General features: G+C 67.7%; 19 protein-coding genes and 2 tRNA genes. 9 read left to right on the top strand and 12 right to left on the bottom strand.

The genetic code is table 11. The annotated features are described in order from the left end of the window. Positions 1 to 100: 100 nt before the first annotated feature. The 5 genes from ACWPN7_RS09945 to ACWPN7_RS09925 form a co-directional block, all read right to left on the bottom strand. On the bottom strand, positions 101 to 601 hold the full coding sequence (locus ACWPN7_RS09945; RefSeq protein ID WP_146041815.1) for a hypothetical protein: 501 nt from the start codon (positions 599 to 601) through the stop codon (positions 101 to 103). A gap of 22 nt (positions 602 to 623) precedes the next feature. Then, positions 624 to 2,081, bottom strand: coding sequence for a hypothetical protein (locus ACWPN7_RS09940; RefSeq protein WP_459197284.1), 1,458 nt, complete (start codon positions 2,079 to 2,081; stop codon positions 624 to 626). A 188-nt stretch (positions 2,082 to 2,269) separates the two neighbouring features. Beyond that, positions 2,270 to 2,345: transfer RNA gene (locus tag ACWPN7_RS09935), tRNA-Ala, on the bottom strand. 30 nt (positions 2,346 to 2,375) lie between these two features. Then, positions 2,376 to 2,462: transfer RNA gene (locus tag ACWPN7_RS09930), tRNA-Leu, on the bottom strand. Between the two features lie 148 nt (positions 2,463 to 2,610). Then, on the bottom strand, positions 2,611 to 4,965 hold the full coding sequence (locus ACWPN7_RS09925; protein ID WP_459197283.1) for a mechanosensitive ion channel domain-containing protein: 2,355 nt from the start codon (positions 4,963 to 4,965) through the stop codon (positions 2,611 to 2,613). 311 nt (positions 4,966 to 5,276) lie between these two features. Between ACWPN7_RS09925 and gap the strand changes: the two genes are divergently transcribed. From gap to ACWPN7_RS09890, 7 genes are all read left to right on the top strand, one after another. After that, positions 5,277 to 6,284 (top strand): type I glyceraldehyde-3-phosphate dehydrogenase, encoded by a 1,008-nt coding sequence (gene gap, locus ACWPN7_RS09920; protein ID WP_349622012.1) that lies wholly within the window; start codon positions 5,277 to 5,279, stop codon positions 6,282 to 6,284. Between the two features lie 201 nt (positions 6,285 to 6,485). After that, a complete protein-coding gene (locus ACWPN7_RS09915) occupies positions 6,486 to 6,857 on the top strand; it encodes a hypothetical protein (RefSeq protein WP_459197282.1) in 372 nt (123 codons plus the stop codon). Between the two features lie 194 nt (positions 6,858 to 7,051). After that, a complete protein-coding gene (gene kdgT / locus ACWPN7_RS09910) occupies positions 7,052 to 8,086 on the top strand; it encodes a 2-keto-3-deoxygluconate transporter (RefSeq protein WP_103041801.1) in 1,035 nt (344 codons plus the stop codon). Between the two features lie 137 nt (positions 8,087 to 8,223). After that, positions 8,224 to 8,976, top strand: coding sequence for a GntR family transcriptional regulator (locus ACWPN7_RS09905; protein WP_014199720.1), 753 nt, complete (start codon positions 8,224 to 8,226; stop codon positions 8,974 to 8,976). A gap of 56 nt (positions 8,977 to 9,032) precedes the next feature. Beyond that, positions 9,033 to 9,869, top strand: a complete 837-nt coding sequence (gene kduI, locus ACWPN7_RS09900; RefSeq protein ID WP_459197281.1) for a 5-dehydro-4-deoxy-D-glucuronate isomerase — start codon at positions 9,033 to 9,035, stop codon at positions 9,867 to 9,869. 45 nt (positions 9,870 to 9,914) lie between these two features. Further along, positions 9,915 to 10,679: a 2-dehydro-3-deoxy-D-gluconate 5-dehydrogenase KduD gene (gene kduD, locus ACWPN7_RS09895; protein ID WP_349622009.1), complete on the top strand. Its 765-nt coding sequence runs from the start codon at positions 9,915 to 9,917 to the stop codon at positions 10,677 to 10,679. Between the two features lie 293 nt (positions 10,680 to 10,972). Next, positions 10,973 to 11,740 (top strand): alpha/beta fold hydrolase, encoded by a 768-nt coding sequence (locus ACWPN7_RS09890; RefSeq protein ID WP_459197280.1) that lies wholly within the window; start codon positions 10,973 to 10,975, stop codon positions 11,738 to 11,740. 9 nt (positions 11,741 to 11,749) lie between these two features. Here the strand turns inward: ACWPN7_RS09890 and ACWPN7_RS09885 are convergent, their stop codons facing one another. The 5 genes from ACWPN7_RS09885 to pflB all read right to left on the bottom strand — a co-directional run bounded on the left by ACWPN7_RS09885 (position 11,750) and on the right by pflB (position 18,435). Continuing rightward, positions 11,750 to 12,967: an acetate/propionate family kinase gene (locus ACWPN7_RS09885; protein WP_459197279.1), complete on the bottom strand. Its 1,218-nt coding sequence runs from the start codon at positions 12,965 to 12,967 to the stop codon at positions 11,750 to 11,752. 10 nt (positions 12,968 to 12,977) lie between these two features. After that, on the bottom strand, positions 12,978 to 14,465 hold the full coding sequence (locus ACWPN7_RS09880) for a bifunctional enoyl-CoA hydratase/phosphate acetyltransferase (RefSeq protein WP_459197278.1): 1,488 nt from the start codon (positions 14,463 to 14,465) through the stop codon (positions 12,978 to 12,980). After that, positions 14,462 to 14,638 (bottom strand): hypothetical protein, encoded by a 177-nt coding sequence (locus tag ACWPN7_RS09875; RefSeq protein WP_160174882.1) that lies wholly within the window; start codon positions 14,636 to 14,638, stop codon positions 14,462 to 14,464. Before ACWPN7_RS09875 ends, ACWPN7_RS09880 begins: the two co-directional genes overlap by 4 nt. Before the next feature lie 38 nt (positions 14,639 to 14,676). Beyond that, the gene (gene eno, locus ACWPN7_RS09870; RefSeq protein WP_459197277.1) at positions 14,677 to 15,954 is read right to left on the bottom strand and encodes a phosphopyruvate hydratase; all 1,278 of its coding nucleotides are present in this window, start codon (positions 15,952 to 15,954) and stop codon (positions 14,677 to 14,679) included. Positions 15,955 to 16,152: 198 nt separating this feature from the next. Next, positions 16,153 to 18,435 carry a formate C-acetyltransferase gene (gene pflB / locus ACWPN7_RS09865; RefSeq protein WP_459197276.1) on the bottom strand — a complete coding sequence of 761 codons (2,283 nt, stop codon included), beginning with the start codon at positions 18,433 to 18,435 and terminating at the stop codon, positions 16,153 to 16,155. A 371-nt stretch (positions 18,436 to 18,806) separates the two neighbouring features. On the opposite strand from pflB, the gene ACWPN7_RS09860 reads away from it, so the two are divergent. Continuing rightward, entirely contained in the window at positions 18,807 to 19,643 is an 837-nt protein-coding gene (locus tag ACWPN7_RS09860) for a MurR/RpiR family transcriptional regulator (RefSeq protein WP_149649375.1), read from the top strand. A 157-nt stretch (positions 19,644 to 19,800) separates the two neighbouring features. Here ACWPN7_RS09860 and ACWPN7_RS09855 read toward each other — a convergent pair whose 3' ends face one another. Beyond that, entirely contained in the window at positions 19,801 to 22,953 is a 3,153-nt protein-coding gene (locus tag ACWPN7_RS09855; protein WP_149649374.1) for an efflux RND transporter permease subunit, read from the bottom strand. Positions 22,954 to 22,969: 16 nt separating this feature from the next. Beyond that, positions 22,970 to 24,154, bottom strand: a complete 1,185-nt coding sequence (locus ACWPN7_RS09850; protein WP_040137970.1) for an efflux RND transporter periplasmic adaptor subunit — start codon at positions 24,152 to 24,154, stop codon at positions 22,970 to 22,972. 209 nt (positions 24,155 to 24,363) lie between these two features. Between ACWPN7_RS09850 and ACWPN7_RS09845 the strand changes: the two genes are divergently transcribed. Then, positions 24,364 to 25,074: a TetR/AcrR family transcriptional regulator gene (locus tag ACWPN7_RS09845; protein WP_040137968.1), complete on the top strand. Its 711-nt coding sequence runs from the start codon at positions 24,364 to 24,366 to the stop codon at positions 25,072 to 25,074. Positions 25,075 to 25,089 lie beyond the last annotated feature (15 nt).

Genomic DNA, 25,089 nt, shown 5'->3' with positions numbered 1-25,089 from the left:
TGGTCGGCGGTCGAATTTCGCCATTTCAGATGCCGCGGCGCGCGACGTCCGCCGAAGCCGCTTTCCGGCGATATCATGGCGGATGACGTAAAAGGTGACGTCAGAAGTTGTTGAGGAAGTTCACCACATCCACCAGACGGGCGCCGTACTGGTTCAGCGCCCCGGAGGCCGTCGCCCAGCCACCCGACTGGAACTCGCCGCAGTTGTTTGCCAAGCGCCCTCCGGGGTACACGCTGACCTGCCAGCAGCCACGGTTGCATTGGAGCACGACGAGGCCATGTTCGCCGTTGCTGAATCGGACGTCGTGCTTCACCGGGTCGGTTGACTTGCCATCGCTGCATTTCCCGCCGTGATGGCTCGGCAAGGCGGTGGCGACGGTGGCGCCGCGCACCCGGCTGCTGTCCATGCCCTCCGCCATGGCCTTGCCCATGCCGACGCCGACATCCCCCAGCAGGCTGTTCGGCGCGGCCTTGCCGTCACGAAGATGCCGGGCCTGCGCCTGATCCTTCGCGCTTTCGGCCTTCTCCTCCAGAAGGATGCCCCCCGCCCAGGCAGGGACGATCCACATCACTCCGCACAACACAGCCGCAAAGACGCGCATCGTCCCCTCCATTGATCGCCCGTTACCTCAGACTGTCGATGTCGAGGGAGAAGGATGTTTTCGTCAGCGTCGTGCTGACGCCGGCGTCCTTGGGATCGACGCCCGCCAGCTTGCCCAGCAGGCTGAGGCTGGCCGAATGGAAACGGCCCGACGTCAGGACGCAGTCGTAGGTGATCGTGTCGCGGACCTTGAAACCATTGGCCGCATTCAGCGTGTAGGTGGCGGTCTTCCGGATCGGGTCGCCGGCTTCGGCGATCGGGTGAGGCTCGTATGTGCGGTTCAGGGTGTAGGAAAGGGTCAGCGTCACGGCGCGCGACGGGACGGCGCGTTTCGGCGAAATCTCGATCGTCTTGCCGATGTCCTTGCAGGCGCCGGTCGTGGACGTCATCAGGGATTTGTCCGACACCTCGCGCTGCGGGGATTCGCTGGAATTCACCACCCGGACGTTGAAATGGTCGGTGACGACGGCCTTGCGCACCGCATCCAGATCCGGGCTTTTCGGATGGCTGTCGATGAATTGCAGGAGGGCGTCCGGCGTCCCCGCCGCACGGGCCGCTTTGAGGTCATCCCGCCACGAGGAGAGTTTGTTCGAATTGTTGGTGACCTGGAACGTCGCGCCCTTGCCGCCGATGCTGTACTGGATGTCGTACGTCGTTCCCCCGTCGCTGAACACCGCGGTCCCTGCCGAGCTGCCGCGAATCGTCTCGATTTTCTTCAGGCTTCCAGTCTTCGCGAAATATTTGAGCGCCCCGTCCGGGTAGGAAAAATTGTGGTAGCTTACCGTTTTGTTGAATTCATTGGTGAGACCAAACAGCAAATGATATTTGCTGGCGACGTGCTCCTCGTAGGTCGATGTCCCGTAGATGTCTTTTCCATCGTAATACAGCGTGGTCACGTACGGAATGGTTGGGAGTTTGATTTCCGTCTTTCTGGTCGGGGAATCACCGGATGACGACTCCGCCTGAGCCTTTTGGCGCCTTTCCTCCTCAAGATCGACAAAGTTGATCTTGAGAAATTTTTCCTTGAATGTGTAGTTGTAATTGAAAACCGAACCGGCCGTCCTGAACCGGCCGGACCCTTCGTTCATCAAATGCTCGACCTTCTCCCACCCCTCCGAACCCGCCGCGAGGCTGACGCACTCGTTCGTATCCTTGCATCTTTTTTCCGGAGCACGGTGCCGGCCGCTGGTTCCTTTCGTGACATTGTAAATGTCATAAGCCACGAGATAGGGGATAATGCTTGAGTTGTCCGACACTTCGCCGATGATATAAATGTCGCTTCCTTTTGTGAAAAGGTAAGCGCCGCCAGACCGGTCGACGAACTTGTTGGTGAAGGTAAATTTCGCTTTATCGGCCGTGGCTTTTTCGTTCGCCGAATCCTTGGCGCCGCCACCCGACCGCGACGCAGCGCCATGCGCGGTACACCCCAGAAGGAGGCCGGCGCACGCCGCTGTTGCGGTCAGCATAGGGAACAATTTCATCAAGCCTTCTCCTGGATGAATGCCCCGGTCCAATTGGGGGATCTTCAACCTGGAGCTTTAGCAAGGCCTTCAAACAATCGGCAATTGGGGTATTTTCCCCACCTACCCGCCCCCCATCGCCTGGGGCTGGGAACGAGAGCCGTGAAATGGGAAAAGCCAGCAACCCGTCAAGGTTGCTGGCTTCATGATGGTGGAGCCAAGGAGGATCGAACTCCTGACCTCTACAATGCCATTGTAGCGCTCTCCCAGCTGAGCTATGGCCCCACTATAGTCTCAGACCAACACAAGAAGTGTTGGTGCGCTTGGAGGGACTCGAACCCCCACGGCCTTTCAGCCACTAGGACCTGAACCTAGCGCGTCTACCAATTCCGCCACAAGCGCTTTGTCTACTCTTGCACCCCGCATCTCTTGGGGTGACGCGGGAGCGCTGATATAGCCGTGCGGCCGGCGGGGCTCAAGCGAAATCGACATGGCCCCGTCACTTTTTTGCAAGACCGCGGGAGGGGGCGCCAAGCCCCCCGCCACTCCCCTACTCCGCCGCCCCGGCATGGCGCATCCGCCCGGCGTTGGCGGGGCCCGCCTCGCCCCCCATCCCGGCCAGCATCTCCGCCGCACCGCGGGCGATGTGCAGCGTGCGCTGCGGCAGCGGGAAGTCGATTCCCAGCTCGATGAAGCGCGCCTTCATGCGGCCGTTGAACTCCCGCCCGACGTTCCATTGCTGGATGGGCAGCGTCTTGATGCGCGCCTTGATGACCGCCGCGGACTCCTGGAAGGAATCGACGCCCAGAACCTCCAGCGGCTCCAGGATCAGCGGTGCGAAGCGCGGGTCCTTGCGCAGTTCGTCGCCGATGCCGTGCAGCACGGACACCACTCGGTCGGCGTTCTCGTGATAGGGAATCGCCACGTCGAACACGTAGTAGCTGAAGTCCTTCGTCATGTTCGACACGCTGGTGACCGCGCTGAAGGGGATGGTGTGCACCGTCCCGTCGAAGTCGCGCAGGCGGATGGTGCGGATGTTCATCCCCTCCACCAGACCGCCCTTGCCGCCGACATTGACCACGTCACCGACCGAGATGGTGTCCTCGAACAGGATGAACAGGCCGGTGATGACGTCCTTGACCAGCGTCTGCGCGCCGAAGCCGACGGCAAGGCCGACCACGCCGGCACCTGCCAGCAGCGGCCCGATGTTCAGCCCCAGCTCCGACAGGGTAATCAGCGTGACCAGCGTCAGCAGGACCACCAGCAGGGCGCTGCGCAGCAGCGGCAACAGGGTGCGCACCCGCGCGCTGCGCTGGATGGCCCGCCCGTTGCGGTCCGTCGTCGCCAGATGGCGCTCGATCAGCCCGTTGGTCACCTCCCACACGGCGAGCGCGATGGCGCCGACCAGCAGGAGCGACAGGCCCGACGCCACGATGCGCAGGCCGATGGCCGTTTGCAGCCAGCCCCAGACGTCCAGCCCCCAGGCGCTCAGAACCACCAGCCCGCCCAGCACGGCCACCGCCGCGTGCAGAAGCCGCGCCATTGGAGCGACGTAGCGGCGCAGCCGCCCCGCCGCCCAGGCCGAGTGTCCCCGACGGCGGTCCATGCGCTCCAGAATCGCCGCAGCGGCGCGGGTGATCCCCCGCCCGATCAGCCGCGCGACCCCGGCGACCACCAGCGTCACCGCCGTCGCCTGGACCACGAACAGCAGCCCGCCGCTGATCTCCAGCGCCCAGATGCCGAACAGGACGATGATGTAGAGGATGGCGATGGCATGCCAGACATCGGCCACGCGACGGCCGGCGGCGCGCAGCATCCGCCCCGCCCCGGCGGCGCGCCGTCCGGGCGGAACCGGCGACACCACGTCGGACAGCGGCTGTGCCGCCGCGATCCCGCCGCGCAGGCGCGCGGCCACCGCCTCCCGGCTTTGCAGCACCAGCACCGCCAGCATGACGGCGACGACCAGACCGACCAGGGTCACAAGCGCGCTGTAGCTCTGCGCTGGCAGGCCGAGCCGCCGAGCCGCCTCGGCCAGGAACATGCCGTAGAGCGTGGTGATGGCGATGGTCCGGCACCAGCGCAGCAACCGCAGGGCCGAGCCGTCGCTCATCGGGATCAGCCGCAGGTTGGGCGAGGCCGGCGCCAGCAGCGCCCGGACCACCAGAAGCACGATCTGCACGAAGATGCTGGCATTGAGGAAGGTGACGCCGAGAACCCGCACCACCGGCGGCGGGTCGAACAGCGCCAGCACGCCGAAGCCGGCGGCGGCGAAGGCCACGATGGGCGCCAGATCGAACAGCGACCGCACCAGCAGCAGCGGCACCTTGGCGAGTGCAGAATGGATGGGCCGCGCCGCCAGCATCGCCCGCGGGCGCCGCAGCGTGCGGATGGCGATCAGCCGGGCGCCCTGCCCGACGACTACCACCAGCACCAGTTCGGCGGCCAGCCAGCCCCAGGCGGCGCGCTGCGCCGGGTCGGACACCTGCCGCTCCAGCCAATGCAGCCCCTGCGGCGCGTTCAGCAGGGCGTCGCCGGCCAGCGCGGCCTCCTGCCCCAGCCCATCGAGCCGGTTCGACAGCAGGCTGAGCAGACGGGTGCCGATCCCGTCCGGCTCCGCCGGTGCTGTGGCGGCCTCCGCCTGCTCCAGGGCGCGGAGCTGGCCGAGCAGGGCGGCGCGGCGCTCCGGGTCCTCCAGCGTCTGGCGCAGGCGGGCGATCTCCTCCGGATCGGGCGCCGCCTCGGCCTGGGCCGGCGGGGCGGGCGTCGGGATCTGCGCCGACGCCGGGGTCGCGATTCCCCCCAGCGCGGCGGTCAGCAGGAGAAGGAGGGCGAGAAGGCCGCGCAAGGCGCGGAAGGCGCGGAAGCGGGCGGCGGAAAGCCGTGGGGCACGGTCGTCGGAAGTCATCGTCCTCTGGCGGTTCCGGTTGTCGGGAAAGACCTTTGGAGCGGTCCGGTTCACGGGTCCAACCCAGGCCAACAGCGCCGGGAGCGGTTTGTCTTGCAACGCAGCAAGCGCGACATTTTGTCCGGAGGACCGGCCACTCCGCCCTCCGCTCTTGCATGCTAATCTAATATACTAGTATATATCTGGGCGAAGACCGGAAGCGCCCATGCCCTGCCGCGGCGGGCCGCCCGATCCGGTGCCCCTTTCCCACCGGCCCTGGCCGGCGCCGCCCCCGATCCCATCCGGGGCCGCGAACACCAGCGGAGAACAGCATGTCCGTGAAGGTAGCGATCAACGGTTTTGGCCGCATCGGCCGTCTGGTTCTGCGGGCCATCTACGAGAGCGGCCGCAACGACGTGGAGGTCGTGGCGATCAACGACCTGGCCGACCTCAAGGCCAACGCCCACCTGCTGAAGTACGACAGCGTCCATGGCCGCTTCCCCGGCACCGTGGAGGTCAAGGACGGCGCCCTGATCGTCAACGGCCACTCGATCAAGGTCGTGCAGGAGCGTGACCCGGCCAAGCTGCCGTGGAAGGATCTGGGCATCCAGATCGCCATGGAATGCTCGGGCATCTTCACCAAGCGCGCCGACGCCGCCAAGCATCTGGAGGCGGGTGCCGAGAAGGTGCTGATCTCCGCCCCGGCCACCGACGAGGACATCACGGTGGTCTACGGCGTCAACCACGACCAGCTCAAGGCCGAGCACCGCATCGTCTCGAACGCCTCGTGCACGACGAACTGCCTGGCCCCGGTGGCCTTCGTGCTGAACAACCTGATCGGCATCGAGAAGGGCTTCATGACGACGATCCACTCCTACACGGGGGATCAGCGCATCGTCGACACCAACCACAAGGATCTGCACCGCGCCCGCGCCGCGGCGCTGAACATGATCCCGACCTCGACCGGGGCGGCCAAGGCGGTGGGCAAGGTGCTGCCCGAGCTGAAGGGCAAGCTGGACGGCACCGCCATGCGCGTGCCGACGCCCAACGTCTCGGTGGTCGACTTCAAGTTCACCGCCAAGCGCGCCACCACGGTGGAGGAGATCACCAAGGCGATTTCCGAGGCCGCCAACGGCCCGCTCAAGGGCATCCTGGGCGCCTACACCGAGGATCTCGTCTCCACCGACTTCAACCACGACCCGCACAGCTCGATCTTCGCGCTGAACGAGACCAAGGTCATCGACGGCACCTTCGTCCGCATCATGACCTGGTACGACAACGAGTGGGGCTTCTCCAACCGCATGAGCGACACCGCCGTCGCCATGGCCAACGCCAAGTAAGGGCGGAGCCGCATTGCCCCCACCCCGGCCCTCCCCCGCTAACGCAGGGGAGGGAGATTCCTGCGAAGCGGCGGCAGTCCCCTCCCCTGCGAAGCGAGGGAGGGTTAGGGTGGGGGCAATACGGCTCCCGTCCCCTCAAAAACTAAAATGCCAGTTTTCAAAACCCCGCTTTTTGAAAACTCCTTCTGAAGGAGCCGCGGCATGCCCCGGACCTCCGACCCGCCGACCGCGCGCATCGCCGCCCTGGAGCGCGACGCCGACGCCCTGCGGCGGGCCTTCCTGACCACGCCGGTCTTCGCCCTGGACGACCACGGCCTGCACGCGCGCTTCGAAGATTTTGGACGTACCGCCCTCGCCCTGTTCCGGGAAACCGCCCGATCGGCCGGTGGCGAACAGGCCGCCCAGCGCATCGAGGCCGCCTACCACCGCGTCCATGAGGCGCTGCAAGCCGTTGCCACGCTTGCGCTTTCCGACACGGAGCCGGGTTTCCCGGCGCACGGGAACGGCACCACCGAACCACCGCCGCAGGACGTGCGACAGAGTGTCATCCGACGGGGTACGCAGTTCTCCTGACTTGCCTCGCAGCGCTAATATACTAGTATCCACTCCATCGACGGCGCGATCCTCGTACAGGCCCGAAGGCCACCGGACCGGCGCCGCCCCGCAGGGGATGCGCGGCACGCTCCCCCTTCCTGCGCCGCAACCGGCAGCCACCACCCCGGACTTTCCATCGACGGCCCAGTCGGACCGCCCCAGGAGTACCGACTATGAACATCAAATCCAGGATCGACCGCATTCCCGGCGGGATGATGATCCTTCCCCTGTTCCTCGGCGCCTGCCTGAACACCTTCGCGCCGAACACGGGCAAGTTCTTCGGGTCCTTCACCAACGGCCTGATCACCGGCACCCTGCCGATCCTGTCCGTTTGGTTCTTCTGCATCGGCGCCAGCATCAGCCTGAAGGCCACCCCGCTGGTCCTGCGCAAGAGCGGCGTGCTCGTCACCGTCAAGATCCTCACCGCCGCCACCATGGGCATCGTCGCCTCCTGGTTCATCCCGCACGAGGGCGTCAGTTCGGGCTTCTTCACCGGCCTGTCGGTGCTGGCGATCATCGCCGCCATGAACGACACCAACGGCGGCATGTACATGGCGCTGATGCAGCAGTACGGCACCAAGGAGGAATCCGGGGCCTTCTGCCTGATGTGCCTGGAATCCGGCCCCTTCATGACGATGGCGACGCTGGGTCTGGCCGGTCTGGCCGCCTTCCCCTGGCAGACCATGGTCGGCGCCCTGCTGCCCTTCCTGATCGGCTTCGCGCTCGGCAACCTGGACCAGGACTTCCGCAAGTTCTTCGGTCAGGCCGTGCCGGTGATGGTGCCCTTCTTCGCCTTTGCACTCGGCAACAACCTGAACTTCGCGGTCATTCTGAACACCGGCCTGCTCGGCATCGTCCTCGGCCTCTCGGTCATCGCCATCACCGGCTTCACGCTGGTCGTCGCCGACATCCTGCTCGCCAAAGGCAACGGCACCGCCGGCATCGGCGCCGCCTCCACCGCCGGTGCGGCCGTGACCGTCCCGCCGATCATCGCCTCCATCGAGCCGAGCTTCGCCCCGAGCGCCCCGGCCGCCACCGCCCTGGTCGCCACCAGCGTCGTCGTCACCTCGCTTCTCACCCCGATCCTGACCGCTTGGTGGGCCCGCCGGTTCGGCGTCCTCTCCCCGCGCTATCTGGCCGCCCAGAAGGCCGCCCAAGAGAACACCGAAGCGCAGCCCCTGCCGGCCCAGCCCGCCCCCGCCGAGTGACGGCGACCGGCTGAGCGCCGCTCCATCCCGGACGAAAGCCGGAGATTGCGGACCCCGCGATTTCCGGCTTGCACCCCGGCACTGATATACTAATATGCTCTCTTAGGACCGGCCGAGCCGGCGCAACAGGTGCAGCCATGGACATGCCGACCACCCCGACGCCCGACGCCAGCAACGACCGCCCCGCCACTCAGCGGAGTGCGGTGAAGCCCTCCCGCGGGCCGGCGCGGGGCGCCTCCACCATGGCGGCGATCCACCGGTCGCTGCGCGCCGAGATCGTGGAGATGCGCCGCAATCCGGGCGAGCCCATCGTCGAGAAGCACATCGCCGAAGCCTTCGGCGTCAGCCGCACCCCAGTGCGCGAGGCGCTGCAGCGGCTGGCCGACGAGGGGCTGATCGAGATCTTCCCGCAGGTCGGCACCTTCGTCGCCCGCATCCCGGTGAACGCTCTGCCCGAGGCCATCGTCATCCGCACCTCGCTGGAGGGCACCGCCGTCCGCTACGCGGCGCAGCGCGCCACCGGCAGCCAGATCGCCGGCCTGCGCGCCAATCTGCTGCTCCAGCAGGAGACGGTAGAAGATGGCGACCTCAACGCCTTCCACGAGGCCGACGAGCGGTTCCACGCCCTGATCGCCGAGATCGCCGGCTATCCCGGCCTGTGGAGCATGGCGCAGCAGGTGAAGGTGCAGGTGGACCGCTACCGCCGCCTGACCCTGCCGGAGCCGGGACGCCTCACCCATGTGCTGGCCGAGCACGCGGCGATCGTGGACGCCATCGCCGACGCCGACCCGGCGCTGGCCGCCGACCGCATGGCCGTCCACCTCGACGGCCTGCTGACCTCGATCCCCCAGGCCCAGGGGGCGAACCCGTTCTTCTTCACTGGTCCCTGATCTGGCTCCTGATTTGGCCGCCACCGGCCCCGAAAAACACACACGAGGATACCGCCATGAAGATCACCGTCCGCCACGCGTCACACCAGGATGACGTCCGCACCTACGACACCACCAAGCTGCGCGACCATTTCCTCGTCCCGTCCATCTTCGAGGCGGACGACATCGTCCTCACCTACAGCCACATCGACCGCTTCGTGGTCGGCGGCGCCATGCCGGTGTCCGGCCCGCTGAAGCTGGAATCGGCCAAGGCCATCGGCTCGGCCAACTTCCTCGACCGGCGCGAGCTGGGCGCCGTCAACGTCGGTGGCCCGGGGCGCATCACGGTGGACGGCGCGGTGTTCGAGCTGGCCCCGCGCGACTGCCTCTACATCACTATGGGCAGCCTGGACGTCCGTTTCGAGAGCCTGGACCCGGCCAACCCGGCGAAGTTCTACCTGAACAGCGCCCCGGCCCACGCCCGCTTCGAGACGATGAAGATCTCCATCGCGCAGGCCAAGGCCGTGCACATGGGCGATCCGGCCCAGTCGAACGAGCGCACCATCTATCAGATGATCCACCCGGACGTCTGCCGCACCGCGCAGCTCGTGCTCGGCATGACCGTGCTGAAGCCGAACAACATGTGGAACACGATGCCGTGCCACACGCACGACCGCCGCTGCGAAGTCTATTTCTACTTCGACCTGCCGGAGCCGGCCCGCGTCTTCCACTTCATGGGCGAGCCCACCGAGACGCGCCACGTCGTCGTCGCCAACGAGCAGGCGGTGATCTCGCCGAGCTGGTCGATCCATTCCGGCGTCGGCACGCGCAACTACACCTTCATCTGGGCCATGGCCGGCGACAACCAGGACTTCACCGACATGGACTTCATCCCCATGGAAGACCTGCGCTGATCCCCGCAAGCCAAGAATAAGAACCCAAGAATAAGGAGCAGGACAATGGCTCAGGCACATCCCTTCGATCTCACCGGCAAGGTCGCCCTGGTGACCGGCGCCCACACCGGCATCGGCCAGGGCATCGCCCTGGCGCTGGCCCAGGCCGGCGCCGACATCGCAGCGGTGGATGTCATTCCCCTCGACGAGACCAAGGCTCTCGTCGAAGCCGAGGGCCGCCGCTTCCACGCCATGAAGGCCGACCTGACCAGCATTGCCCCGGTGCAGGCTCTGGTGGAGGAGGCGGTGGGCGCGCTCGGCGGGCTGGACATTCTGGTCAACAACGCCGGGATGATCCGCCGCGCCGACGCCGTGGACTTCACCGAGGCCGACTGGGACCTCGTGATGAACATCAACATCAAGACGGTCTTCTTCCTCTGCCAGGCCTTCGGTCGCTACGCCATCGGCCAGGGCCGCAAGGGCAAGATCATCAACATCGCCTCCATGCTGTCCTTCCAGGGCGGCATCCGGGTGCCCTCCTACACCGCCTCCAAGAGCGGCGTGGCCGGCATCACCCGCCTGCTCGCCAACGAATGGGCGGGCAAGGGCATAAACGTGAACGCCATCGCGCCGGGCTACGTCGCCACCAACAACACGGCGGCGATCCGCGCCGACGAGCAGCGCAGCGCGGAAATCCTGGGCCGCATTCCGGCGGGCCGCTGGAGCGTTCCCTCCGACATGGGCGGCCCGGCGGTGTTCCTGGCCTCCGACGCGTCGGACTACGTCCACGGCACGGTTCTGCCGGTGGACGGAGGCTGGCTCGCCCGCTGAGGCGGGGTGGTTCCGTTTGAGTGACGAAGCCGGGCGTCTGGAATGGCGCCCGGCTTTTTCGTGTGGTGGTTCGGGTTGGGCATTGCCCCCACCCCGGCCCTCCCCCGCTTCGCGGGAGAGGGTGCCTTTTGCGAAGCGGCGGCAGTCCCCTCCCCTGCGAAGCGGGGGAGGTAAGGGAGGGGGCAAAGGCAGCGCCGATACGTTTCCACGGGCGTTCCTCGGCGCTTCACGGCATAACGGAAGTCCCCAGGACCGCAACGCCACCCGCCATGCCGACGCCAAACGAAGCCCCCGTGACCGAAACGGAATGGTCGATCCGGACCGCGAAGGGAGCCCTCTACGCGAGAAGCTGGACTCCGGAAGCCGTCGACGCCGTGCCGATCATCCTCTTCCACGACTCCCTCGGTAGCGTGGACTTGTGGCGTGGTTTTCCGCAGCGGCTGGCGGCCGAGACGAACCGCCGCGTCATCGCCTACGACCGGCTCGGCTTCGGGCGTTCGGACGCCCATCCGGGGCAGCTCGCCCTGGATTTCGTCGCCACGGAGGCGCGGGACAGCATCCCGCCGCTCTGCGACCAGCTCGACGTGACGGAGTTCGTCGCCTGTGGCCACAGTGTCGGGGGCGGCATGGCCGTCGAGACGGCGGCGCGTTTTCCCGAGCGCTGCCGCGCCCTCGTGACCATCGCCGCACAAGCCTTCGTGGAAGAGAGAACCCTCGCCGGCATCCGCAACGCCAAGCGCGACTTCCAGGACCCCGCCAACGTCGCGCGTCTGGCGCGGTATCACGGAGACAAGGCGCGCTGGGTCCTGGACGCCTGGACGGAGACGTGGCTGTCGCCCGCTTTCGCCGACTGGACCCTGGACCGGGCCCTGGCGGCGGTGCGCTGCCCGGTTCTGGCCCTGCACGGCGACCGCGACGAGTACGGTTCCAGCGCCCACCCCGAACGCATCGCGGCCGGGCGGGGAGCCGCAAGGCTTCTCCCCGACACCGGCCATGTGCCGCACCGCGAACAGGAAGCGCTCGTCCTCGACGCGATCCGGAGTTTTCTGGACGGACTTTGAGGCGTCCGCTCAGGCCGCCAGGGGCGACAGCACCGCGCTGTGCGCAAGGATGCCCAGCGTGTGGCTGGCGATCATCCGCTCCTCGTCGGTGGGGATGACGAAGACCGGGACGCGGCTGTCGGCGGCCGAGATGCGCGTGGCGCGGGCGCGGTTCGCCGCCCCGTCGATGTGGACGCCGAGCCAGCCCAGCTTCTCCGCCACCCGCGCCCGCACCGGGGCGGAGTTCTCGCCGACGCCGGCGGTGAAGACCACCGCGTCCAGCCCGCCCATGGAGGCCGCCAGCCCCGCCGCCTGCTTGGCGACCTGGAAGCAGAACAGCTCCACCGCCTCCGCCGCCTGCGGGTTCTCGCTGTCCAGCAGAGCGCGCATGTCGTTGGAGACGCCGGAGACTCCGAGCAAGCCGGACTTGTGGTAGAGCAGCCGCTCCAGCTCGTCGGGTCCCATGCCCTTCTCGCGCATCAGATAGATCAGCACGCCGGGATCGAGGACGCCGGGCCGCGTGCCCATGGGCAGGCCGTCCAGCGCGGTGAAGCCCATGGTGGTGTCGACGCTGCGGCCCGCGCGCATGCCGCACAGGCTGGAGCCGCTGCCGAGATGGCAGACGACGACGCGGGCCTCGGCCAGCTCCGGCGCGATCTGCGGCAGGCGCTGGGCGATGTACTCGTAGGACAGGCCGTGGAAGCCGTAGCGGCGCACGCCCTCGTCGGTCAGCTCGCGCGGCAGGGCGAACATCTGGGCCTGCCAGGGCCGCGTGCTGTGGAAGGCGGTGTCGAAGCAAGCGACCTGCGGCAGCTCCGGATAGACCTCGGCCAGCGCGGTCATCGCCGCGATGTTGTGCGGCTGGTGCAGCGGGGCCAGCGGCACCAGGGCCTCCAGCTCCGCCAGCACCGCCGGGGTCAGCAGCACCGGCGCGTCGAAGCGGGTGCCGCCGTGCACGACCCGGTGGCCGGCGGCGACCAGCCGCACGTCGCGCAGTTCGTGCCGCATCCAGGTCAGCAGGAAGCCGAGCAGCCCGGCGCGATCGCCGGGGCCGACCTCGTCCAGGATGCCGTCGGCCAGGACGTGGCGGGCCGCGTCCTTGGCCTCGAAGCGGGGGGCGGTGCCGATGCCGGAGATCTGGCCGGTCAGGACGGCCTCCAGATCGTGCCTCCCGGCGCCGCAGAAGACCGAGAATTTCAGGCTGGAGGAGCCCGCGTTGATGACGAGACAGGCGTCACGGTGCGACATGGTGTGATCCTCACTCCGCAGCCAGGGGGGCAGCCAGGGGAGCGGCAACGGCGTTGAGCGCGAGGGCGGGACGGCGCGCGGCGGCCACCAGCGCCGCCACGGCGCAGGAGGCGAGGCGGGTGCGGACGTTGTCGGCGCGGCTGGTCAGGATGACCGGGACCCGCGCGCCGAGAACGATGCCCGCCGCGTCGGCGTTGGCGAGGAAGGAGAGCTGCTTGGCCAGCATGTTGCCGGCTTCCAAGTCGGGGACGAGCAGGATGTCGGCCTGCCCGGAGACGGGGGATTTGATGCCCTTGATGCGCGCGGCCTCGGCGCTGATGGCGTTGTCGAAGGCCAGCGGGCCGTCGAGGATGCCACCGGTGATCTGGCCGCGGTCGGCCATCTTGCAGAGTGCGGCGGCTTCCAGCGTGGTGGCGATCTTCGGGTTGAGCGTTTCCACCGCCGACAGGATGGCGACGCGCGGCGTCTCGACGCCCAGCACCTTGGCGAGATCGATGGCGTTCTGGACGATGTGGACCTTGTCCTCCAGCGTCGGGTAGATGTTGATCGCCGCGTCGGTGATGAGCAGCGCCCGCGGGTATGTGGGCACGTTCATCACGAAGACGTGGCTGATGCGGCGGCTGGTGCGCAGGCCGGTGTCCTTGCGGACGACCTCGGCCATCAGCTCGTCGGTGTGCAGGCTGCCCTTCATCACCGCCTCGGCCTCGCCGCTGCGAGCCAGCGCGACGGCCGCCGCGGCGGCGGCGTGGCTGTGCTCGACGTCGACCAGACGGTAGCGGGCGATGTCCAGCCCGTGGGCCGTGGCCAGCGCGCGGATCTTCGCCGCCGGGCCGATCAGGATGGGGTCGATCAGGCCGGCTTCCGCCGCCTCCACCGCGCCCTTCAGCGAACTTTCGTCGCAGGGATGGGCGACCGCCGTGGCGACCGGCTCCAGCCCGTCGCACTTGCGCAGCAGCGCGTCGTGCTTGTCGTGGCGGATCATCTGGATCTGCGGCAGCGCGTGGGCGGCGCGGCGGACCTTGCGGGTCGGCGCCACCACCTCCGCGGTGCCGGTCACCACGACCTCGCCATCCTGGTTGGTGCACAGGCAGTCGAAGACGACGATGTTCGTGTCGGCCTGCTTCTCACGAACGGTGACGGTGGCGGTGATGACGTCGCCCAGCCCGACCGGGCGACGGAAGCGCAGGTCCTGGCCGGCGTAGACGGTGCCGGCACCGGGCAGCCGGGTCCCCAGAACGCCGGAAATCAGCGCGCCGGACCACATGCCATGCCCGATCACCTTTTGAAAGCGGCTGTCGGCGGCGAATTTCGCGTCCAGATGAACCGGATCGATGTTGCCGGAGACGGTGGCGAACAGCTCGACGTCCATCACGGTCAGTTGCCGCGCGATGCTGGCGGACTGCCCGACCACGATCTCGTCGAAGGTGACGTTCTCGATCGGGGCCGCGTCAACAGGGGCCGCGGGGAGGTCGCCGCTGGTTTCACCATTGGCAGTCATTGCAGAACACTCCGGATAAGAGAAATAGGCATGATGCTGCCCGTTTCAGCCGATCCCTCCCGGCGCGCGCCTTGCTGAAGGGGGAAGCGCGTCTTGCCGTCTTCTTCTGTGAGCGTCTTTTTGTGTACTGATATATTAGCGGAAAAGGCGGTGCGGCGCAGCAAATCCGGCATCACCGGACACTTTGCCGCAGCCGCCTTCCGTTGGGCCGTTACGCCTTGAGGATGCCGCGCCCGGCGAAGCGGGATGCTGCGCCGAGCATCTCCTCGATGCGGATCAGCTGGTTGTACTTGGCCAGCCGGTCGGAGCGCGACAGCGAGCCGGTCTTGATCTGGCCGCAGTTGGTGGCGACCGCCAGATCGGCGATGGTGCTGTCCTCGGTCTCGCCCGAACGGTGCGACAGGACCGCCGTGTAGCCCGCCTTGTGCGCCATGTCGACGGCTTCCAGCGTCTCCGACAGCGTGCCGATCTGGTTGACCTTGACCAGGATCGAGTTGCCCACGCCCTTCTTGATGCCGTCGGCCAGACGCGCCGGGTTGGTCACGAACAGGTCGTCGCCGACCAGCTGCACCTTGCCGCCGATGGCGTCGGTCAGCGCCTTCCAGCCCTCCCAGTCGTCCTCGGCCATGCCGTCCTCGATCGAGATGATCGGGTAGCGGCCGACCAGATCGGCCCAGTAGGCCACCATCTGCTCCGACGCCAGCGACTTGCCCTCGCCGGCCAGCTCGTACTTGCCGTTCTTGAAGAACTCGGTCGAGGCGGCGTCGATGGCCAGCATGACGTCGTCGCCCGGCTTGTAGCCGGCGGCCTCGATGGCCTTCATCACGAAGCCCAGCGCGTCCTCGGTCGAGGCGAGGTTGGGGGCGAAGCCGCCCTCGTCGCCGACGTTGGTGTTGTGGCCGGCGTCCTTGAGCTTCTTCTTGAGCGCCTGGAAGATCTCCGCGCCCATGCGGATGGCCTCGGCGCCGGTCTCGGCGCCGACCGGCATGACCATGAACTCCTGGATGTCGATCGGGTTGTCGGCGTGGGCACCGCCGTTGATGATGTTCATCATCGGCACCGGCAGGAGGTTGGCGAAGGCGCCGCCGACGTAGCGGAACAGCGGCAGGGCGGCCTCTTCCGCGGACGCCTTGGCGACGGCGAGCGAGACGCCGAGGATGGCGTTGGCGCCGAGGCGGCCCTTGTTGGGGGTGCCGTCCAGCTCGATCATGGCGAGGTCGAGGGCGCGCTGGTTGGAGCCGTCGAGGCCGGCGATGGCGTCGAAGATCTCGCCGTTGACCGACTCCACGGCCTTCAGCACGCCCTTGCCGCCGTAGCGGGACTTGTCGCCATCGCGCAGCTCCACCGCCTCGTGCGCGCCGGTCGAGGCGCCCGACGGAACGGCGGCGCGGCCGAAGGCGCCGGATTCGAGCAGGACGTCCACCTCGACGGTCGGGTTCCCACGGCTGTCGAGGATCTCGCGGGCGTGGATTTCGGTAATGGCGCTCATGGGGGAGGATGGCCTTGTGTTGGGAGGGTGGATTCTTTGGGGAAGTGGTCGTGGCGGGCCCCCACCCTTCCCACGGCTCCGCCGTGGGCCCCTTCCCTCCCCCGCTGACGCAGGAGAGGGAGTTCATCCCCTCCCCTGCGAAGCGGGGGAGGGTCAGGGAGGGGGCAACACGTCGCGACTTAACAGCTCTGCTACGCCTCAATGCGCGCCATGGAAGGTGCGGCTGATGACGTCCATCTGCTGCTCGCGGGTCAGCTTGATGAAGTTCACCGCGTAGCCCGACACCCGGATGGTCAGCTGCGGGTACAGCTCCGGATGGTCCATGGCGTGCAGCAACGTCTCGCGGTCGAAGACGTTCACGTTGATGTGGTGGCCGCCCTGGCCGAAATAGCCGTCCAGCATGCCCACCAGATTGTCCACCCGCTCGCCCTCGGTCGGCCCCAGCGCGCCGGGAACGATGGTGAAGGTGTAGCTGATGCCGTCCTGGGCGTGGGCGTAGGGCAGCTTCGCCACCGACGCCATCGACGCGATGGCCCCCTTGCGGTCGCGCCCGTGCATCGGGTTGGCCCCCGGCGCGAAGGGCTGGCCGGCCTTGCGCCCGTCCGGCGTGTTGCCCGTCTTCTTGCCGTAGACCACGTTCGACGTGATCGTCAGCACCGACTGGGTGGGCACCGCGTCGCGGTAGGCCTTCTGCTTGCGCAGCAGACCCATGAAGGTCTCGACCAGCCACACCGCGATCCCGTCCACCCGGTCGTCGTTGTTGCCGAAGGCCGGATAGTCGCCCTCGATGACGAAGTCGGTGGCCAGCCCACGCTCGTCGCGGACCACCTTGACCGTGGCGTGCTTGATCGCCGACAGGCTGTCCGCGACCACGCTCAGGCCGGCGATGCCGCAGGCCATGGTGCGCAGCACGTCGCGGTCGTGCAGGGCCATCTCCAGCCGCTCGTACATGTACTTGTCATGCATGAAGTGGATGGCGTTGAGCGTGTTCATGTAGGCGCGGGCCAGCCATTCCATCATCGGCAGCAGGCGGGCGACCACCGTGTCGTGGTCGAGCACATCGCCGGTGATCGGCGCGAAGGCCGGGCCGACCTGCTCGCCGGACACCTCGTCGCGGCCGCCGTTGATGGCGTAGAGCAGCGTCTTGGCGAGGTTGGCGCGGGCGCCGAAGAACTGCATCTGCTTGCCGATGCGCATGGCCGAGACGCAGCAGGCGATGCCGTAGTCGTCGCCCCAGTAGGGCCGCATCAGGTCGTCGTTCTCGTACTGCACCGAGCAGGTCTTGATCGACGTCTCGGCGCAGAACTTTTTGAAGCCCTCCGGCAGGCTCTCCGACCACAGCACGGTCAGGTTCGGTTCCGGAGCGGGGCCGAGGTTGTTCAGGGTCTGGAGCATGCGGAAGCTGTTCTTGGTGACCAGCGTGCGCCCGTCGAGCGCCATGCCGCCGATGCACTCGGTCACCCAGGTCGGGTCGCCCGAGAACAGCTGATCGTATTCCGGCGTGCGCAGGAAGCGGACGATGCGCAGCTTGGTCACGAACTGGTCGATCAGTTCCTGCGCTTCCTCCTCGGTCAGCAAACCGTCGCGCAGGTCGCGCTCGACGTAGACGTCGAGGAAGCTGGAGACGCGGCCGAGCGACATGGCCGCCCCGTTGGCCTCCTTCACCGCGGCCAGATAGGCCAGATAGGTCCACTGCACCGCCTCGCGGGCGTTGGCGGCGGGGCGCGACACGTCGAAGCCGTAGGACTTGGCCATGGCGGCCAGCTCCTTCAGCGCCTTGATCTGCTCGGTGATCTCCTCGCGCAGGCGCAGCGTGTGCTCGTCGATGCGGTCGACTTCCAGGCTCTTGTACTGCGCCTTCTTGTCCTCGGTCAGGAAGGTCGCGCCGTAGAGGGCCAGCCGGCGGTAGTCGCCGATGATGCGCCCGCGCCCGTAGGCGTCCGGCAGGCCGGTGATGACGCCCGACTTGCGGCAGCGCAGCATCTCCTCGGTGTAGATGTCGAAGACGCCGTCGTTGTGCGACTTGCGCAAGCCGGGGAAGACCTCCTCCAGCTTGGGCGAGGGTTTGAAGCCGTAGGCCTCCAGCCCGTTCTTGACCATCCGCCAGCCGCCGAAGGGCATGATCGCGCGCTTCAACGGCTTGTCCGTCTGCAGCCCGACGACGAGTTCAAGCTCCCGGTCGATGTAGCCCGGGGCGTGGGCGGTGATCGAGCCGAAGACCTCCGTGTCGGCGTCGAGCACGCCGCCCTTGGCCGCGCGCTCCTCCTTCAACAGGGCGGTGACCTTGTTCCACAAAGCCTTGGTCCGTCCGGTCGGGCCGGTCAGGAAACGCGAGTCCCCGGCGTAGGGATGGACGTTGCGGACGATGAAGTCGCGGACGTTGACCTCTTGCTGCCAGACGCCCGGAACGAAGCGGCGCCAGGGGCGCTCGGCTTGCTGTTCCGGGGTCTCGACGAGTCCGTCTCTCAGCAGGGTGTCCATGATGTCTCCTCACGAAAAGGCGTCTGGGCGGCACGCGCCGCGTCGCTGATCGACCCTGGAGGCCCCCCAGTGGAGGGGTCGGAAGACCGCCGGGCCCCGGTCAGGGCGGAGCGGCGGTATGGCAACGGGCTGTGAAGCCGGCAGGGCCAAAAGTCGTTCTGTAGTTTTGCTACATAAACCGGAACCACGAGGCGCGCAAGGCAAAAGCGGTTGATTTTCCACGTTCTTTGATGAACTTACTGTGACGGAACGCCGCATCGTCGGCAATCCCGGTATGTGGGACAGCGCCGCCGATAGCACCTTTCTATCGGGTCATGTAGTTTTACTATCCGTGCTACAATGGCGGACGGACGGAACGAGGGAACAGGTCGATGCTGGCGAGGATCATGGCGGTGCGCGACGGGCTCCGCCCTTCGGAACGGAAGCTGGCGGACTGCGTGCTGGCCCAGCCGGGCGAGGTCATCACCCTGTCGATGGCCGACATGGCGGAACGGGCCGGGGTCAGCGAGCCGACCATCGCCCGCTTCTGCGGGGCGCTGGGCTGCAGCGGCTTCCGCGAGTTCAAGATCAAGCTGGCCCAGGACATCGCCGCCGGCATGCCCTTCATCGACCAGGAGGTCAGCCCGGACGACCGGGCGGCGGGCATCGCGGGAAAGGTGTTCGACCGCACCCTGGCGACGCTCATGCAGGTGCGCAACAACCTGTCGGCGGAATCGGTGGACCGCGCCGCCGACCTGCTGGCCGGAGCGCGGCGGATCGAGTTCTACGGCTCCGGCAACTCCGGCACGGTGGCGCAGGACATCCAGCGCCGCTTCTTCCGGCTGGGCATCCCCACCGTCGCCTACAGCGACGCCCACGTCTATTTCGTATCGGCCCTGTCGCTCTCCCCCGGCGACGCGGTGGTCGCCGTGTCGAGTTCGGGCGGCACCCGCGACATGCTGGAGGCCGTGCAGAACGCGCTGTCCGCCGGGGCCATGGTCGTCGCCATCACCCGCTCCGGCTCGCCGCTGGCGCAGCTCGCCACGGTCAGCCTGCTCGCCGACGTCGCGGAAGACTTCGACATCCACTCGCCCATGACGTCGCGCATCAGCCATCTGGTCCTCGGCGACATACTGTCGATTGCCGTGGCGCTGCGCAAAGGCGACGCCCTGCGGGAACGGCTGGAGCGCCACAAGCAGGCGCTCAGCCGCCATCCTCGGGAACAGTAAATACTAGTATATTAGTTTGAGGGCAAGGCGCTCCGCTGGGTGCCGCACGTCCTGTGCCGTTCTGCCGCAGCCACCCCACGCAAAAGGTACCCGCGCAGCAAAAAGCCCAGCCCCGTTTCCGGGACCGGGCTTTCCACTTCCAGCCGCAGCCGAACCGTCAGTCTCCGGCGGGCACCGGCTCGGCACCCTGCGGGGGATGGGCGCCGGCGCGCTTGCTGCCGAACAGACGGTAGACCGCGACGAAGAAGACCGGGACGAAGAGGATCGCCAGCACGGTGGCGGAGATCATGCCGCCCATCACGCCGACGCCGATGGCGTTCTGGCTTTCCGAGCCGGCGCCGCTGCTGGTCGCCAGCGGCAGCACGCCCAGCACGAAGGCCAGCGAGGTCATGATGATCGGGCGCAGGCGCTGGCGGCACGCCTCGATGGCGGCGTCCTTCAGCTCCATGCCCTCGTCGTACAGCGCCTTGGCGAACTCCACGATCAGGATGGCGTTCTTCGCCGACAGGCCGATGGTCGTCAGCAGGCCAACCTGGAAGTAGACGTCGCTGGGCAGACCGCGCAGCGTGGCGGCGAGCACGGCACCGATGACGCCCAGCGGCACCACCAGGATGACCGACACCGGCACCGACCAGCTCTCGTAGAGCGCGGCCAGGCAGAGGAAGACGATCAGCATGGACAGGGCGTAGAGCGCCGGGGCCTGCGACCCGCTCAACCGCTCCTCGTAGGACAGGCCGGTCCATTCATAGCCCACGCCCGGCGGCAGCTTGGCCATCATCGCCTCCATCTCCTGCATCGCCTCGCCGGAGCTGACGCCCGGCGCCGCGGAGCCCTGGATGTTGAGCGACGACATGCCGTTGTACCGCTCCAGCTTCGGCGAACCGTAGGTCCACTGCGCCGTGGTGAAGGCGGAGAACGGCACCATCTGCCCCATGCCGTTGCGCACGTACCAGCGGTCGACGTCGCTCGGCTGCATGCGGTAGGGGGCGTCCGCCTGGAGATAGACGCGCTTCACGCGCCCCTGGTCGATGAAGTCGTTGACGTAGGAGGAGCCCCAGGCCGCCGTCAGGGTCGTGTTGACGTCGTTCAGCGACAGGCCGAGCGCGCTGGCCTTCTCGCGGTCCACCGTCAGCTTGAACTGCGGCGTGTCCTCCAGACCGTTCGGGCGGACGCCGACCAGCTTGGCGTTCTGCGCCGCGAGGCCCAGAAGCTGGTTGCGCGCCTGCATCAGCCGGTCGTGGCCGACGCCACCCCGGTCCACAAGCTGCAGGTCGAAGCCGGTGGCGTTGCCGAGACCCGGAACCGAGGGCGGCATGAAGGCGAAGACCACCGCGTCCTTGGCCTTCGACAGGGCGCCCATGGCGCGCCCAGCGATGGCCGTCGGCTTGCGGTCGGCGGACTCGCGCTCGCTCCAGTCGCGCAGCCGGACGAAGGCCATGCCGGCGTTCTGGCCACGGCCCGCGAAGTTGAAGCCGGCAATGGTGAACAGGCCCTCGACGCTGTCCTTCTCCTGCTCCAGGAAATAGGTCTCGACCTGCTTGGTGGTCTCCATCGTGCGCTCGATGCTGGCGTTCGGCGGGGCCGACCACAGCACGAACATGGTCCCGCGGTCCTCCTGCGGCAGGAAGGAGGAGGGCATCTGGAGGAACAGGTAGGCCAGACCGCCGACGATCAGCGCGTAGGCGAGGCCGTAGCGCCCGAGCCGCGACACCGCCCCGCGCACGCCGCGCAGATAGACGCGGCTGCTGGCGTCGAAGCCGCGGTTGAACAGGCCGAAGAAGCCGCGCTTGGCATGGCCGTGGCCTTTCGCCACCGGCTTCAGGATGGTGGCGCAGAGCGCCGGGGTCAGCACCAGGGCGACCAGCACCGACAGTGCCATCGCCGACACGATGGTCAGCGAGAACTGGCGGTAGATGGCGCCGGCGGAGCCGCCGAAGAAGGCCATGGGGACGAACACGGCGGACAGCACCAGCGCGATGCCGATCAGCGCGCCGGTGATCTGGCCCATCGACTTGCGGGTCGCCTCGCGCGGGGGCAGCCCGTCCTCGCTCATCACGCGCTCGACGTTCTCCACCACCACGATGGCGTCGTCGACCAGCAGGCCGATGGCCAGCACCATGCCGAACATGGTCAGCGTGTTGATCGAGAAGCCGAACAGCGACAGCACGCCGAAGGTGCCGAGAAGCACCACGGGAACCGCGATGGTCGGGATCAGCGTCGCCCGGAAGTTCTGCAGGAACAGGTACATCACGGCGAAGACGAGGATGATCGCCTCGATCAGCGTCTTGACGACCTCGTGGATCGACAGCTCGACGAAGGGCGTCGTGTCGTAGGGGTAGATGACCTCCAGCCCTTCCGGGAAGAAGGCCGACAGCTCCGCGATGCGCGCCTTCACCGCCGCGGCGGTGTCCAGCGCGTTGGCCCCGGTCGCCAGCTTGACGCCCAGGCCAGCCGCCGGCTTGCCGTTGTAGCGGGCGGTGATCTCGTAGGTTTCCTGCCCGATCTCGATGCGCGCGACGTCGCGCAGCCGCACCTGGCCGCCGTCGGGGTTGACGCGCAGCAGGATGGCGCCGAACTCCTCCGGCGTCTGCATGCGCGACTGCGCCATGATGGTGGCGTTGATCCGCTGGCCGGGCACGGCGGGGGCGCCGCCGAGCTGGCCCGCCGACACCTGCGCGTTCTCCGCCTTGATGGCGTTGGTGACATCGATGGTGGTGAGCTGGTGGCTGTTCAGCGCGTCGGGGTCCAGCCAGATCCGCATGGCGTGCTGCGGACCGAACACGGTGATGTCGCCCACGCCCTCGACGCGGCTGATCGTGTCCTGGAGGTTGGAGGCCACATAGTCGGCGATGTCGCCCTGGCTCAGCCGTCCGTCGCTGGACACGAAGCCGGCGACCATCAGGAAGTCGTTGCCGGCCTTCGACACCTGGAGGCCGCGCTGCTGCACCTCCTGCGGCAGGAGCGGCGTGGCGAGCTGGAGCTTGTTCTGCACCTGGACCTGGGCGATGTCCGGGTTGGCCTCCGGCTCGAAGGTCAGGGTGATGGTGACGTTGCCCGACGAATCGCTGTTCGACGACATGTAGCGGAAGTGGTCGAGCCCGGTCATCTTCTGCTCGATGACCTGGGTGACCGTGTCCTCCAGCGTCTTCGCGGACGCGCCGGGGTAGCTGGCGGTGATGGACACCGTCGGCGGGGCGATCTTCGGGTATTGCTCGACGGGCAGGCCCAGGATCGCCAGACCGCCCGCCAGCATGATGACGATGGCGATGACCCAGGCGAAGACGGGCCGGTCGATGAAGTATTTCGACATGGATCGGTCCTCGGTCTCAGCGCGCCTGCGGTCCGGGCAGGGCCGCCACGGCGGCCTGGGCCGGCACCGGCTTGACCTCACCCCCCGGCTTCACCTTCTGCAGCCCCTCGACCACGATGCGCTCGCCCGCCTTCAGACCGTCGGAGACCAGCCAGGCGTTGTTGATCGCCCGCTCGGTCTTGATGGTGCGCGGGTTGACCTTGTTGTCGTCGCCGACCACCCAGACGCGGGCCGAACCGTCCGGACCGCGCTGGACCGCCTCCTGCGGCACGGCCAGCGCGTTCTGGGCGACGCCCTGCTCGACGCGGGCGCGCACGAACAGGCCGGGCAGCAGCTCCTGGTTCGGGTTCGGGAACACCGCGCGGAGCTGGACCGAGCTGGTGCCCGGATCGACCGACACGTCGGAGAACTGAAGCTCGCCGCGCTGGGGATAGGGGGCCTCCGCCGCGTGCAGGAACAGCGAGACGGGGATCTTGCCGGGCTCGGCCGGGCGGATGCGCCCGCTCTCCATGTCCTGGCGGAGCTGCATGAGCTGCGAGGCGGTCTGGGTCACGTCCACAAAGATCGGGTCGAGCTGCTGGACGGTGGCGAGCGCCGTCGCCTGGTTGGCGGTGACCAGCGCGCCTTCCGTCACGGCGGACTTGCCGATGCGGCCGGAGATGGGGGCGAAGACCTTGGTGTAGTCCAGATTGATGCGCGCCAGATTGTGGGCGGCCTTGGCGGCGGCGAGCTGCGCCTCGTTCTGCTTCAGCGAGGCCATGGCGTCGTCGTAGTCCTGCTTGCTGACGACGCTGTTCTTGACGAGGTCGTTGTAGCGGGCCGCCTTGTTGCGGGCGGCCTGCAGGTTGGCCTCCGCCTTCTGGATGTCGGCCTGGGCGACGGCGAGGTTGGCCTCGTAGGTGGCCGGGTCGATCTGGTAGAGCTGGTCGCCCGCCTTGACGTCACCCCCCTCGGTGAAGAAGCGCTTCAGCACGATGCCGCTGACCTGCGGGCGGATCTCCGCCACGCGGAAGGCCGCGGTGCGGCCCGGCAGCTCGGTGGTGACGGACAGGCTCTGCGGCTGGATGGTCGCCACCGCGACCTCCGCCGGACCGGGCGCCGGCTGGCCCCCGGCGGCGTGCTTCTTGTCCTGGCAGGCGCCCAGCACCACGGTCAGGGAGGCCGCCACGGCAAGAGACAGAAATGCGTTCCTGTTGAACATCCGTTCCTCGTGAAAACGCCGTGATGCGGCGATGAAATGTCCTAATGAGCCGGGAATCTCCCACGTTCCGCCCGGCTTTTTTCGGGACCGGCGGAAAAGGCCGGTGCGCGCGGACGGTGCGAAATGACCCCTTTATTCGTACTGTCTCATACAGTACACTGTACCGGACGATACATTCAGAATGACCGTTCGCGCAAGGGGGAACCGCAATGCCCGACAAGGGGGCATCCACACCGTTCCAGGGCGGAATCGCTGGAGGAGGAATCGCCAGCCTCGGCATCAACAGCTTCGACACGCCCGGCTGCGGCCCGCGCGGCCAGGCGCGTTGCCGGGCGCTGCTCGACGCGGCGGCGGCGCTGTTCGTGGAGAAGGGATTCGCGCTGACCTCGCTGTCCGACATCCTGCGGCAGGCCGGCGGGTCGCGCACCACGCTCTACGAGCATTTCGGCGACAAGGAGGGGCTGTTCCGCGCGGTGATGGAGCGGCACTGCGACCGCGTGCTGGAGGAGATGTCGGCGATGCGCGCCGCCGGCCCGGCGGCGATGGCCGAGGAGCTTGAAGAGAATCTGTACCGCGTCGGCCTGCACATCGCCGGCACGCTGACCATGCCGGAAACCACCGCCATCCTGCGCATCCTGGTGTCGGAAGGCGGGCGCATCCCCGACATCGCCCAGGCTTTCTTCCAGGTCGGCCCGGAGAAGACCATCGGCTGGCTCGCCGACTGCTTCCGTGAACTGTCCGAGGCGGGGCGCCTGCGCATCGACGATCCGGAGGGGGCCGCCCACGCCTTCATCGGCATGGTGGTCGGCGACCTGCTGACCAAGCGGCTGATCCTTCCGGACGAACCCGTCTCGATGGAGGAATTGGAGCGTTACGTCCGTCAGTCCGTGCGGTTGTTCCTCGCAGGGACGCGGCCCTGACCGTGGACGGTGATT

It is taken from the genome of Azospirillum sp. UENF 312511, from assembly GCF_058780635.1.
The sequence above is the reverse complement of the archived record's forward strand: the minus strand, read 5'-3'. Positions and strand labels throughout refer to the sequence as shown.

Coding starts and splice junctions, on each gene's coding strand:
- ACWPN7_RS09845 (WP_040137968.1), top strand. CDS start 24,364: ATGCCCGACAAGGGGGCATCCACACCGTTCCAGGGCGGAATCGCTGGA.
- ACWPN7_RS09855 (WP_149649374.1), bottom strand. CDS start 22,953: ATGTCGAAATACTTCATCGACCGGCCCGTCTTCGCCTGGGTCATCGCC.
- ACWPN7_RS09885 (WP_459197279.1), bottom strand. CDS start 12,967: ATGTCGCACCGTGACGCCTGTCTCGTCATCAACGCGGGCTCCTCCAGC.
- ACWPN7_RS09875 (WP_160174882.1), bottom strand. CDS start 14,638: ATGCCGGATTTGCTGCGCCGCACCGCCTTTTCCGCTAATATATCAGTA.
- ACWPN7_RS09915 (WP_459197282.1), top strand. CDS start 6,486: ATGCCCCGGACCTCCGACCCGCCGACCGCGCGCATCGCCGCCCTGGAG.
- ACWPN7_RS09860 (WP_149649375.1), top strand. CDS start 18,807: ATGCTGGCGAGGATCATGGCGGTGCGCGACGGGCTCCGCCCTTCGGAA.
- gap (WP_349622012.1), top strand. CDS start 5,277: ATGTCCGTGAAGGTAGCGATCAACGGTTTTGGCCGCATCGGCCGTCTG.
- kdgT (WP_103041801.1), top strand. CDS start 7,052: ATGAACATCAAATCCAGGATCGACCGCATTCCCGGCGGGATGATGATC.
- ACWPN7_RS09905 (WP_014199720.1), top strand. CDS start 8,224: ATGGACATGCCGACCACCCCGACGCCCGACGCCAGCAACGACCGCCCC.
- pflB (WP_459197276.1), bottom strand. CDS start 18,435: ATGGACACCCTGCTGAGAGACGGACTCGTCGAGACCCCGGAACAGCAA.
- ACWPN7_RS09880 (WP_459197278.1), bottom strand. CDS start 14,465: ATGACTGCCAATGGTGAAACCAGCGGCGACCTCCCCGCGGCCCCTGTT.
- ACWPN7_RS09925 (WP_459197283.1), bottom strand. CDS start 4,965: ATGACTTCCGACGACCGTGCCCCACGGCTTTCCGCCGCCCGCTTCCGC.
- kduD (WP_349622009.1), top strand. CDS start 9,915: ATGGCTCAGGCACATCCCTTCGATCTCACCGGCAAGGTCGCCCTGGTG.
- ACWPN7_RS09940 (WP_459197284.1), bottom strand. CDS start 2,081: ATGAAATTGTTCCCTATGCTGACCGCAACAGCGGCGTGCGCCGGCCTC.
- eno (WP_459197277.1), bottom strand. CDS start 15,954: ATGAGCGCCATTACCGAAATCCACGCCCGCGAGATCCTCGACAGCCGT.
- ACWPN7_RS09945 (WP_146041815.1), bottom strand. CDS start 601: ATGCGCGTCTTTGCGGCTGTGTTGTGCGGAGTGATGTGGATCGTCCCT.
- ACWPN7_RS09850 (WP_040137970.1), bottom strand. CDS start 24,154: ATGTTCAACAGGAACGCATTTCTGTCTCTTGCCGTGGCGGCCTCCCTG.
- kduI (WP_459197281.1), top strand. CDS start 9,033: ATGAAGATCACCGTCCGCCACGCGTCACACCAGGATGACGTCCGCACC.